Annotated in this window: 11 protein-coding genes; all 11 read right to left on the bottom strand. The window is 42.9% G+C overall.

Annotation, left to right across the window (positions count from 1 at the left end; all coding sequences use genetic code 11):
• Positions 1-78: 78 nt before the first annotated feature.
• Entirely contained in the window at positions 79-1,248 is a 1,170-nt protein-coding gene (locus VQ00_RS01180) for a substrate-binding domain-containing protein (RefSeq protein ID WP_046178883.1), read from the bottom strand.
• Positions 1,249-1,345: 97 nt separating this feature from the next.
• The gene (locus VQ00_RS01175) at positions 1,346-2,185 is read right to left on the bottom strand and encodes a sugar phosphate isomerase/epimerase family protein (protein ID WP_046178306.1); all 840 of its coding nucleotides are present in this window, start codon (positions 2,183-2,185) and stop codon (positions 1,346-1,348) included.
• A 20-nt stretch (positions 2,186-2,205) separates the two neighbouring features.
• Positions 2,206-3,240 carry a zinc-dependent alcohol dehydrogenase family protein gene (locus VQ00_RS01170; RefSeq protein WP_052728252.1) on the bottom strand — a complete coding sequence of 345 codons (1,035 nt, stop codon included), beginning with the start codon at positions 3,238-3,240 and terminating at the stop codon, positions 2,206-2,208.
• A 31-nt stretch (positions 3,241-3,271) separates the two neighbouring features.
• Positions 3,272-4,243, bottom strand: a complete 972-nt coding sequence (locus VQ00_RS01165) for a sugar phosphate isomerase/epimerase family protein (RefSeq protein WP_046178305.1) — start codon at positions 4,241-4,243, stop codon at positions 3,272-3,274.
• Entirely contained in the window at positions 4,240-5,418 is a 1,179-nt protein-coding gene (locus VQ00_RS01160) for a Gfo/Idh/MocA family protein (protein ID WP_046178304.1), read from the bottom strand. The genes VQ00_RS01165 and VQ00_RS01160 overlap by 4 nt, the downstream gene beginning before the upstream one ends.
• A gap of 20 nt (positions 5,419-5,438) precedes the next feature.
• Positions 5,439-6,437 carry an ABC transporter permease gene (locus tag VQ00_RS01155; protein WP_046178303.1) on the bottom strand — a complete coding sequence of 333 codons (999 nt, stop codon included), beginning with the start codon at positions 6,435-6,437 and terminating at the stop codon, positions 5,439-5,441.
• Positions 6,418-7,923: an ATP-binding cassette domain-containing protein gene (locus tag VQ00_RS01150; protein WP_046178302.1), complete on the bottom strand. Its 1,506-nt coding sequence runs from the start codon at positions 7,921-7,923 to the stop codon at positions 6,418-6,420. Before VQ00_RS01150 ends, VQ00_RS01155 begins: the two co-directional genes overlap by 20 nt.
• A gap of 57 nt (positions 7,924-7,980) precedes the next feature.
• Positions 7,981-9,174 (bottom strand): levoglucosan dehydrogenase, encoded by a 1,194-nt coding sequence (locus VQ00_RS01145; RefSeq protein ID WP_046178301.1) that lies wholly within the window; start codon positions 9,172-9,174, stop codon positions 7,981-7,983.
• 30 nt (positions 9,175-9,204) lie between these two features.
• A complete protein-coding gene (locus VQ00_RS01140; protein ID WP_425388339.1) occupies positions 9,205-10,371 on the bottom strand; it encodes a substrate-binding domain-containing protein in 1,167 nt (388 codons plus the stop codon).
• A gap of 31 nt (positions 10,372-10,402) precedes the next feature.
• Positions 10,403-11,212, bottom strand: coding sequence for a sugar phosphate isomerase/epimerase family protein (locus VQ00_RS01135; RefSeq protein WP_046178299.1), 810 nt, complete (start codon positions 11,210-11,212; stop codon positions 10,403-10,405).
• A 363-nt stretch (positions 11,213-11,575) separates the two neighbouring features.
• A complete protein-coding gene (locus VQ00_RS01130) occupies positions 11,576-12,577 on the bottom strand; it encodes a LacI family DNA-binding transcriptional regulator (protein WP_046178298.1) in 1,002 nt (333 codons plus the stop codon).
• Positions 12,578-12,610: the final 33 nt, after the last annotated feature.

Raw genomic sequence — 12,610 nt, 5'->3', positions numbered from 1 at the left:
ATAAAAGGATGAAAAGCAAAGGACCGACCCAAAGGCAGTGAGAATAGACTTTGGGTCGGTCCTGTTTTGTTTTAAAATTTATTGTGCTGCTTCTTGAATAACATCTGGTGCATCTGCATGGTAAACCATTTTCCAAGATTCCAAGATGTTTTCCTGTGTTACATTCAATGAAGGTACTGCCACATATGGCGGTGTTTCTTTTCCAAGTAATGCGTGCCCTGCTAAAATCGCTTCAGCAATCCCTTGGTCGTATGGAAGCTGTGCACCAAGTCCTTTTACAATTCCACCCTGCGCAATATCAAGCGCAACGTTTGTCCCAAGATCAATGGTTGTGATAACAAGATCATCTCTTCCTGCTGTACGGGCTGCAGAAAGCACCCCTTCAGCCGGCACATCCCAGACAGCGAAAATCCCATCTAAGTCAGGATTTTTTGTTAACATAGCAGATGCGATTTTTTCACCTGTGTTTGGATCTGTAATTCCGCTGCGTGCAATAATTTCAATGTTTGGATATTTCTCTTTAATCGTTTTTTCAAATGCATCTGTACGCTGGCGTGTAACAAAGAAATCTGCGTCATGAAATACAACACCAATTTTTCCTTTTTCTTCAAGCTGAGCAGCCATAATTTCTGCCGCTTCTACACCGTTGCCGTAGTTATCAGCAGATACAACGCTGACATAATCTTTTCCTGCTACTAATCCCTGTGGTGCGTTATCCATGAAGACTAATTTCACGCCTGCTGCCGCTGCTTTTTTATACGCTTCGGCTGTTGAAACAGGATCTACTGGAATACTTACGATAATATCGGGATCTTTCGCTAAAACTGTTTCAATATCAGACACTTGCTTTTCAGCTTTAAATTGACCATCTGTCACGGCAATAACTTCGATTCCCATCCGTTTAAACGCGGCCTCTAACCCGTCAATTTGTGCTTTAGACCAGTCATTGCCCGCATAGTGCATAACGATTGCGGCTTTATACTTTCCTTCTTTCACTTTTGCAATATCTTCTTCTGATAAATTAAGTGTTTTGGCTGAAATCGCTTCTTCGCCATTCGGTCCTTTACTTAAAATCGTCGTGCCGCTTGGAATATCTTCACTAATTGTTAAAGCACCTGAATCTGGAATCTCCGCTGCTTTTTGTTTTGTTTCTCCCTCACCTGTACCCGTGCTTTGATTTCCACATCCCGCCAGAGCAAGAAAAGTACCTAACAGTACTGTGATGAACAATAAAAACGTTTTTTTCATTTTAATTCCTCCATTTTTTATTTTGTAACCGTTTTCTGTTTTATCTAAAAGAGCAGCCATAGCTGCCCATGGCTTCACTCTTCAGATTCAAATTAATTTAATCGAGCTTTGCTAATTCTGCTTTTAAATATTCAATAGACGTTCTCGCATACCAATCTGGCTCAGCCTGGCGTGTATGGAAACCAACTTCCATTGATAAATAGCCGTCGTACTTAATCTCTTTTAGTGCCTTTAAGACCGCCGGGAAATCACATCGGCCTTGCCCTGGCGGCAGCCGGTCACTATCAGCAATATGAACATGATGCAGCTTGTCCGCCATCCGGTACACATAATCGCTTGCCACTTCATTTCGGTAGAGTGCATGGAATGTATCAAACATTACTTTCACGTTTGATGCACCTGTTTGCTCACTTAGAAGCAATGCGTCATCTGCTGTTTCAATTAAATTGCTGTCAGCAGGCGTTGGTTCAACGACCATTGTAACGCCAAGTTCTTTTGCATATTTTGCTACATTCCCCAAACCTTCAAGGCTGTAGTTCCATGCATCTTGCTGCGATGTTCCGTGAACGACCCATCCAGCTACCCAGATTACTGTCGGGCATTCCCATTCACTCGCCAGCCGGACAACTTCTTTATAATGGTTGACCGTAAATGCACGTTCTTCAGCAAGAGGAGAACTTGCATTCACACCCGGTCCGCCGCCCGGTGCAGGAAGCATAGCGGATACAGCTAAATTCTTTTGCTTAAGCAGCGCGCCAATTTCTTTTCTTCTTTCTTGAGACAAATAGTCCGGCCAAGCATGCGGACTTGCACATCCGATTTCAATCGCATCATAACCAAATGATGAGATTCGGTTAATGACGTCATCCAGCGGATAGGAAGGTACCCAAACCGGAAAACCGCTATATGGCCACGTGTTAAAAGAAATGCCTTTCATCTTATCTCGCTCCTTATTCTTTATTCCCAAATAAATACGGCTTTTTCTGTTTTTCTTTCGTCAAACAAACGGAACGCTGTTTCTGCCTCTGTCAGTGGAAATGTATGTGTAACCAGCTTATCAACAGGCAGATTCTTTTTCACGATAAAATCCGCAATTTCATCATATTCATGGATTGGGAAATACCATGAGCCCATTACCGTAATTTGTTTACGAATCAATTGTTCACTCGGTTTAATCGTTGTTTCTTTACTTTCACCAATGAATGCTACACGCCCGTGAGGTCTTACGCAGCTTAACGCATCATTTTCTGCATAAGGACTTCCTGAACAATCAATGGCTGCATCTGCACCCTGACCGTTTGTAATACGGGCAATTTCTTCTAATACATTGGCATCTTTTCCGTTAATCGTGTAGTCAGCACCTAATTCTTTTGCCATTTCTAAACGCTCATCCAGCATGTCGACCGCAATAACTGTTGCCCCAAGACCTTTTGCAATCATGACCCCGGCATTGCCCATTGGTCCGAGACCAAACATAACGAGTGTATCTCTTCCGGAAATATTCAAACGTTTTTGAGCATGGTACAGTGTTCCAACAGCATCTGTAGAAACAGCCGCTGTCACAAAGTCCATATCATCCGGCAGTCTCATGCAGTTTTCAGCCGGTGCCACCATGTAATCTGCGTCTCCGCCGTGGGCATCAAAGCCGATGCATTTAAATTCTTTACAAAACATTTTATAGCCACTTTTACAGTATGCACATTCACCACACCCAAGTGCTAAATAAACAGCAACGCGATCGCCCGCTTTATATGTTGTAACGCCATCTCCAACTTTTGTAATTACACCCGCCGGTTCATGTCCCGGAATAATAGCTGCTTTTTTATTGCCGTCGCCAAAAACCGATGTTCCATAATACAAGCTCATATCACTTCGGCAAATAGCTGACGCTTTTAATTGAATAAGTACTTCGCCTTGACCGGGTGTTGGAATATCAACTTGCTGGATTTCTACTTTTTTATCTCCTGGAAATATAACCGCTTGCATTGTCATTAATATCCCTCCTCCACTTACTTTATAAAAATTACGCCCACCACATCTCGCCGACGGGCTCCTTAAACATGACATCTTTTAATAAAGAAATCGCTTTTCCCAAACCTTCATCAATAGAAGCAAGCATGTCTTCGTGCTCAATCGAAACGACATAATCATAATCAACCGCTCGCAGAGTACTCATGATATCCTTCCACATTTTTTCATTTTGTCCATATCCGACAGAACGGAACGTCCAGGCACGGTTTAAAACATCACTGTAGTGTTTTGTATCAAGAACGCCATTTACATCAATATTCGCTCTATCTAAATACGTATCTTTTGCATGGAAGTGATAAATTGCATTCTCTTTTCCAAGCTTTTTAATCGCTTCTACCGGATTAATTCCCTGCCAGAGAAGATGACTCGGGTCAAAATTGGCACCAATTGCTTCTCCTGCATGCTCTCTCAGCTTCAGTAAAGTGTCTGGATTATAAACAACAAAACCCGGATGCATTTCAAGTGCAATTTGATTGATTCCGTGCGACTGTGCAAATTTCACTTCTTCTTTCCAATATGGAATAACGACTTCATTCCACTGCCAGTCCAGCATTTCCGCATACTCTGGCGGCCAGGAACAAGTCACCCAGTTTGGAAATTTGGCCTCTGCATGATCACCGGGACAGCCGGAAAACCCATTCACAACCGGGATTTCCAGACGTTCTGCAAGTTTCACGGTTTTCTGCCAAACGGCATGAGATTCTGCCGCGAATTTTTTGTCCGGGTGAAGCGGGTTGCCGTGACAGCTTAACCCGCTTATTGTCATTCCCCGGCTTTCTACTGCTTTTTTAAATGCCTTTATTTTTTCTGGACTGCTTAAAAGCTCATCTGGATCACAGTGGCTGTTTCCTGGATAATTTCCGGTTCCCAGCTCCACAGCTTCAACGCCCATTTCATTTAGTTTATCGAGCATTTCTTCAAAAGGCAGCTGTTGATATAAAACGGTAAACACACCTAGCTTCACAATGAAACCTCCCTAAGTGACTCCACTTTTATCCATTTTTGCTGTTCATGACTTTTCAGAATAGCATCGGTAATGCACATGGAAATGTGCCCATCTTCAAATGTGGCAAATTGTGTTTCATCACGGTGAGCATCCTTGCCGTCGCGGATAAAGCTGTAAAAATTAATCATCATATTTTTCAGTGCGTCCGGCCATCCTTCGTTATGCCCGCCCGGATGGTGTATAGCTGATTTTGCTTCCGATGTAAATAACGCGGGATCTGCCAGCATCAGTTCATTCGGTTTATCACGGTGGCCAATCCAAAGTTTCTCAGGTTCTTCCTGATTCCATTGGGCGGAGTGCTTACTCCCATTCACTTCGAAACTTAACCTGTTTTTTCTGCCCGCGCTCACTTGTGAGACGGTGAAAACACCTCTGGTCCCATCTTCAAAGCGGACAAGCACTGAGGCATAATCTTCTGTGTTGATCGGAACATCTTCATATTCGACTTCTTTTGATGCTTGGCCGCCAAATGTTTCTGGTGTTGAAGACGGTTTTTTTCTGACCGGAATAACCGTCGCTAAATCTGCAAACACTTCGACGATTTTTTTGCCTGTTACATATTGAACCGTGTCGCACCAATGCGAGCCGATATCCGCAACTGCACGTGATTTCCCGCCCACTTCCGGAGCTAAACGCCAATTAAAATCTGTTTCGTATAATAGCCAGTCCTGCAAGTAGCTGCCATGCACCAGATTGATTTTGCCCAGCTCTTCTTTTTGAATCATCGAATTAAGCTGTTTCACAATCGGAAACTGTCGGTAATTAAAATTAACACCATGGACAACATTATGTTTTCTTGCCAAAGCAAGAAGTTCTGCCGATTCCGCACTGGACATCGCCAGCGGTTTTTCCGACAACACATGTTTTCCAGCTAAAATAATCTCTTTATTAATCGAAAAGTGAAGCTGGTTCGGTGTACAGTTATGCACCACGTCCACTTCATCGTCTCTTAGCATATCGCGATAGTCACCGTACGCTTTTGGAATCCCGAGCTCTTCGGCTTTTTGTTCGGCCGACTTCTGTCCGTGCGCGGCAATCGCAACCACATCGACAAAACCAAGCCGTCTAACCGCCTCAATATGAGTGGGTCCAATAAAGCCGGTGCCAATCACGCCCACTTTTATTCTCTTCATCCGTGTCCCTCCTGCCTGACTTATCGCTTAATCGCTTTTCTGCCAAATGCGACAGCCAAAATAATAATCAATCCCTTAATCATCATTTGCTGGCTGACATCCAGCCCCATGATGATCAATCCATTGTTAATTGTTCCAATCATTAATGAACCGATTACCGTCCCAATTACAGTGCCCACGCCGCCAAAAAGGCTCGTTCCGCCAAGAATAACCGCGGCAATAACTGAAAGCTCATCGCCTTGACCAAATGTGAAACGGCCTGCGTGCATACGGCCCGCATAAAGCAAGCCTGCAAAACCGGCCATGAAACCTGAACCAAGGAAAACAAGAAGCTTAATACGCTGTGTATTAACACCTGAGAATCTTGCAGCACTTTCATTCCCGCCTGTTGCGAGTGTCTGTCTTCCAAATGATGTTTTACGTAATAAAAGGTGGGCAATAATCGTTGCCACTATCGTCCAGATTAACAAGATCGGAATTGGGCCGATATCACCTGAACCAAAAACGAAGTTAAACGTTGCATCGACAATTGGTACTGGTGCTGTATCAGTAATCCACATCGCGAGACCGCCGACAGTTCCTAACGTAGCAAGTGTCACCAAGAAGGATGGGATCCCTAACTTTGTTAATAGTAATCCGTTTACTAAACCAACAAGAAGGCCTGTTCCCAGACCAACAGCTACCCCGCCGATCATTCCATAACCCGCCTGAAGTGCAAGCGCTGCTGTTAAAGAAGAAAGCGCTGCAATCGAACCGACAGACAAATCAATTTCCCCTGTACTGATAACAAATGTCATCGCAAGACCCATTAAAGAAATCATCGCTGTTTGGCGAATGATATTCAGCAAGTTGTCTGTTGAAACAAACCCCTGATCATGTAAAGTGACCGAGAAGTAAATGATCACGCCGATAAAAGCAAAATAAACAATATAGTTGCGCCAATCAAACGTTTTCTTGCGTGAAACCGTGTGGCTTCCCACCACAACTGTGTCGTTTAGATTAGAATCCTTGGATTGCATGTTGTAATTCCTCCTCTGTGTTAACCTCACGTCTCTGCATTTCTTTGATTATTCGTCCTTCATGCATGACCAGTATACGGTCACTCAATGCAAGAAGCTCAGGAAGCTCCGAAGAAATGACCAAAATGGCTTTTCCGCTGTCTGCGAGTTCTCGCACAACATCCACAATTTCTGTTTTCGCACCAATATCAACACCAATAGTCGGTTCATCAAGCATAAGTACAGCCGGGTCATTCGCCAGCCACTTCGCTAAAACGATCTTTTGCTGATTTCCCCCAGACAATAGATTCGTTGTTTTATAAATATCATCTGTTTTAATGTTTAGTTTTTTCACAAAATCATTCGCCACTTTATCGGCTTTTTTATTATCAATAAATAGACCTTTTTGCATTTTTGATAAAATTGGAAGAATGATATTATCTTTTACACTATGTTCCAGAACAAGACCCTGCACACGCCGGTCTTCCGGAATAAGAGCCAATCCTGCTTTTATAGCATCCGTTGCATTTTTAATTGTTACAGGCTGGCCATTTACACTAATATCGCCACTGTCTTTTGGACCTGTCCCAAAGATAGCGCTTACTGTTTCAGTCCGGCCGCTTCCCATTAATCCTGCGATGCCAACGATCTCACCCGGGTACAGGTTAAAATTCACATCCTGCACTTTTGATCCAAGTGATAAGTTCTTTACTTCCAGTACGGGCGCAACGTCTGTCGCATACTCCCGTTCTTTCCATTCAAACGCTTTATTCATACTCGATCCGACAATGTACTGAATAACCATATCGAGATCGATTTGTTTGCAATCTTCAGTAGCGACATGTTTTCCGTCGCGTAAAATGGTAACGCGGTCACAAACTTCAAGAATCTCATCCATGCGATGCGAAATATAAATAATCGCGTAGCCTTTTGATTTCAATTGATTAATAAATGAAAATAAAATTTTTGTTTCTTTTTTTGTTAAAGAAGCGGTTGGCTCGTCCATGACGAGAATTTTTGTTTCCTGTGATAATGCTTTGGCGATTTCGGTCATTTGCCAGTACCCTACACCGAGGTTTCCGACAAGTTCGTCCGGGTCAATATCGACCTCTAGCTCCTGAAGCAGCTTTCTTGTTTTTTCAACACATTCTTTATCGTTCAATAATCCGAATGACGTTTTATCTTCTCTAGTAAGAAAAATATTTTGTGCCACTGTTAACGTAGGAATTAAACTAAACTCCTGAAAAATCATTGAGATATAATTTTTTCTTGCATCATCTGTATTTTTAATTTCAACGAGCTGGTCATCAATGTAAATTTCGCCTTGATCAGCTGAATAAACCCCGGTTAAAATTTTCATCAATGTTGATTTCCCGGCTCCATTTCCACCCATAAGCGCATGAACTTCACCTTTTTCAACAGAGAAATCGACTGAATCCAGTACTGTAATTCCATTAAACGCTTTTGAGATATTTTTCATTGAAAGCATTGGCTTTTCCAATCTCATTCACCTTCTTTATAACAGAGGCCGCTGCTGCAGCCTCCATCTATTTTTTCAAGTTCTTTATTTCGAAAGATTCACCATTTCGCCTTGTTTTGAAAGATTCACCCACTCGCTTTTTTGGGCTGATTCCAGAATCGCATCTGAAATAACTGCGATTTGGTAGCCGTCTTCAAAGTCAGGCGAAACTTTTGTATCTTCCGCAATAGATTTCATAAAATCATATGTTTCAATAATTTTCGTTTCACCATAGCCAATACCGAGTGCCGGGATTGGCCACAAGCCTTCTCCGTATGGGTGAGCCGGACCTGTGTATACGGTTCTGAAGCCGCGGCTGTCGCCTGGATCATCTGAGAAGCACACCTGAAGTTCGTCACGGCGTTCATAGTTAAAGACGAGAGAACCTTTTTCACCATGAATTTCAAATGTTAAGAAGTTGTTGCGGCCCCAGGCGTTGCGTGTTGCTTCAATACTTCCAACAGCACCATTTTCAAATTTAACGAGTGTCATAAATTCATCATCAACATCAACTGCCGCTTTTGGTACATCGACATCTGCTTTTACTGTTCCGAGTTTATCGACGCCGCCGCTTTGAATTGGGCGTTCGCCAATCCACGTTTTCGCGACCGCATTTACATCAGAGATCTCTCCGACAAGATAGCGTGCAAAGTCAATCACGTGTGTACCAATATCTCCTAAAGCGCCAGAGCCGGCACGGTCTTTTTGAAAGCGCCATGATAGTGGTGAATTCGGATCAGCCGACCAATCCTGCAAATACGTACCGCGGAAATTCAAGATCTTGCCTAGTTTGCCTTCTTCAATATATTTTTTCGCCAGCGCAACAGCTGGTGTTCTGCGATAGTTGAACGCAACCATATGCTTTACGCCTGCTTCTCTTACTGCATCAAGCATTGTTTTCGCTTCAGCTGCATCACGCGCAAGCGGCTTTTCAGAAATAATGTGCTTTCCAGCTTTTGCGGCTGCGATGGCAATTTCCGCATGAGAATCATTTGGTGTGACAATATCGATAATATCGATTTCCGGATCTTCCACTACTTTTCTCCAGTCAGTCGAATAGTGTTCAAACCCAAGGCGGGCAGCTGCATCTTTCGCAAGCTCATCTGTTACATCTACTACAGTGTGACGATGCGGAACAACCGGTGCCGGCCAAAAAAACATTGGCATACCTGCATAAGCAAGTGCATGCGCTTTCCCCATAAATCCTCCGCCAATCATACCTACATTAAGTTTTTTCATTTTATAACCCTCCATTAATTGTGTAATTTATTATTGAATCGCGCTTTGAATTAATTCCGGAACATCCTGGCGGTAAACAAGCTTCCAAGACTCTTCCAAATTATCTTTTGTTACCTGCACTGCTGGTGTTGTTACATATGAAGGCGCTTCCTTACCAAGCAAAGCATACCCAGCTAAAATAGCTTCAGCGATTCCCTGATCGTATGGGAGCTGTGCGCCAAGTCCTTTTACTGTGCCTCCGGATGCCATTTCCAACCCAACGTTTGTACCCAAGTCCGTTGTTGTAATAACAAGATCATCTCTTCCTGCTGTACGCGCTGCTGAAACAACCCCTTCTCCCGGCACATCCCAGATGGCAAAGATTCCGTCTAAATCATGGTGCTGTGTCAACATAGCCGATGCTACTTTTTCACCATCATTCGGACCTGTAATGCCGCCATGTGCGACGATTTCAATATCTGGGTATTTCTCTTTCATTGTTTCTTCAAAAGCGGTTTGACGCTGCTTTGTTACAAAGAAATCTGCATCGTGGAAGACTACGCCGATCTTGCCCTTGCCATCAAGCTCTTTCGCCATTACCTCTGCAGCTTCTACACCATTTCCATAGTTATCGCCTGATACAATACTGACAAAATCCTTTCCTGGCTCCAGTCCTTGTGCGGTACCATCCATAAAGACTAATTTAATGCCCGCGTCAGCTGCTTTTTTGTAAGCCGCTGCTGTCGATACAGGGTCTACAGGAACACTGACAATGATATCCGGTTTTTTCGCAGTGACTGTTTCAATATCAGAAACTTGTTTTTCTGCTTTAAATTGAGCATCTGTTACTGCAATGACTTCAACACCCATGCGTTCAAAGCTTGCTTTTAGGGCATCTGTCTGCGCAGTCATGTAATCAGTGCCAGAGTAATGCATGACGAGTGCTGCTGTGTAACTGCCCTCTTTAATTTTCGCAATATCTTCTTCCGTTAATTCCAATGTTTTCGCTGAAACAGCTTGTTCACCAAAAGGACCTTTGCCCAGGATCTCTTTATCTTCAATTTCAGGATTAATCGTTAAAGAACCTGTGTCCGGCATTTCCACTGTTTTATTCGCTGGTTCTTTATCTGTCGCAGCCTGCTGCCCCCCACACGCTGCCAGCAAAAGGCTTCCGCTCAATAACATACCTGTTAATAATGGAGCTTTTCTTTTCATCATTCCGTCCCCTTTACATTCAATCTGGCATCAATTATTTTTCAAATGACGATAAAAAGCTGCGGCTTATTTCCGCTCCTTGTTTTGGCACATCATAGCTGTCCAGCTCAACCGTAATCCAGTCATCGTAACCGGCTTCATTTAAAAGGTGGAGCATTTCATCAAATTTCTGATGGCCTTTTCCTAATGGAAGAAACTCACCATCCGCATAATCTTTAAAGTGAATATATTTAATCCGGTCCGCATATTTGCGCACAACTTCTACCGGATCACCCCCGCCTGCTTCAATATGGGCTGTATCGGGACACAAACCAATTGTTGTGAGCGGCATCAGCTTATCTAATTGATCCGGTGCTTCAACAGTCGTTCCAAGATGCGGGTGATACGTTGGGATCAATCCGTGTTTTTCCGCAATCTCCTTTACTTGATCCAATGCTTTTCCTAAATTTTCGTAATCGCTTTCTAAAATACCCCCCGAACGGACAGCTCCTCCGCCAATCACAAGGTGGCGGGCGCCAAGTTCAGCAGCAAAGGCAGCGACTTCCTCAATTTTCGCTAATTCTTCCTGCAAAACATCTGGATAAATAAAGTTTCCTCCCGTGTAGACACCGATCAATGTTAACTTGTACTTTTTCAGCAATTCCTTAAATTCTTCTTTATTGCTTTTATATTGCATTAAGTTGCCATCGAAAATTTCAAAGCCTTCATAACCTGCTTCCGCGATGTCTTTCAAGGCTTCCTCGGTCGAGCCGTTCGCCAGGTAATAAAGATCTTTTATCGAAGTGACTCCGGCAGGATGACCTACAACCCCGCCCCACGTATTTGTTTGATATCCAAGTTTCATTGTTTCTCCCCCGTTTTGAAATATTTTTCAAAAGTACAACATCGATTGCGAATGTGGCTCCACCACCTCCTTAAAGTGAGCAGCCCGGGATTACCAAGAATTTTCATTAAAGAATCTCTCGTAAACGTTTACATATCGTCTGCTTTTTTAAATTCTGCTTTTCTTTTAACCTCTTACTTCGAACTAACTTGTGGATAAATTATTTTCAAGCTTTACTCACACCGTAAACGTTTACATCATCTGTAAAGTTTATTTGCAGCTTTACTGCTTTTCTGTATATCAAAGCTCTTATAAGCAAAACAATGACTGACGCTCTTTTATCCGTTCCGTAAACGTTTACATCATCTTTTAAAAATTCATTTTTTAACGGCTGCATTTATAGCATGAATCTCGGAGAACAAGCTTGTTCTCTAAAATGAACTGTGTTTTCTCCATTTCCTGCTTTGTCATGAGGCCTATCAGCAATTCCATCGCTTTTGTGCCTATGTCAAAAGTGGGCTGTGAGATCGTCGTTAGTGCCGGTTTGAAGATGGATGAAAACTTTATATTGTCAAACCCGATAACCGATATGTCCTGCGGAACAGTTAATCCTTTTTGTTCAATTGCATTGATGGCACCAAAGGCCATCTCATCATTTGCCGCAAACACTGCTGTAGGTGTGTGGCTGTACGCTAAAAGTTTGAGCATCATATTAAAGCCGCTTCTATAAGAAAAATTGCCTTCCTGCACTAAGTCGGGCTCAACCTTCAAATTATATTGTGCCATCGCCTGATAAAATCCCTTTAGCCTGTCTCTGCCAAGTACGCTATTCATAGGACCTGAGATAAAGCCTATTCTCTTATGCCCGAGATTAATCAAATACTCGGTTGCTTTTCGTGCACTGCTGACATTGTCAATTGAAACTGTCGGAACATTGACGCCCTCTAAGTATTCGCATGCAAGAACGACCGGATATTGGGCGGCTATCTCTTCTACGATGTTCGCTTCAATTCCTGCGGTCAGTAAAATCATTCCTGCTGCTTTCTTTTGACGAAGTATGTTCAAATACCCTTTTTCCTGTTCAAGATTATTGCCTGCGTCACCAAGCAAAACCTGGTAACCATTTTCAAGAGCTACACACTCTATCCCTCTCAGCACATCGGAAAAGAATGTATTCGTAATATCCGGGACAACCACTAGAATCGTTGTTGTTTCGGACATTCTTAGCTGGCGGGCTGCTGCATTAGGCTGATAGTTTAAATCTTCAATGACTTCTAATACTTTTTTGATCGTCTCTTCCGCTACCGATTCTGGCTTGCTTAACACCCTTGAGACAGTCGCAATTGAAACATTTGCCTGTTTAGCTACCTCTTTTATTCCTGACATATTAGGATTCTCTTTTCTTTTTTGTTGCTGTTT

It is taken from the genome of Domibacillus tundrae, from assembly GCF_000970675.1.
GTDB classification, from domain to species: domain Bacteria; phylum Bacillota; class Bacilli; order Bacillales; family Domibacillaceae; genus Domibacillus; species Domibacillus tundrae.
This window is presented reverse-complemented; position numbering and strand designations above follow the sequence as displayed.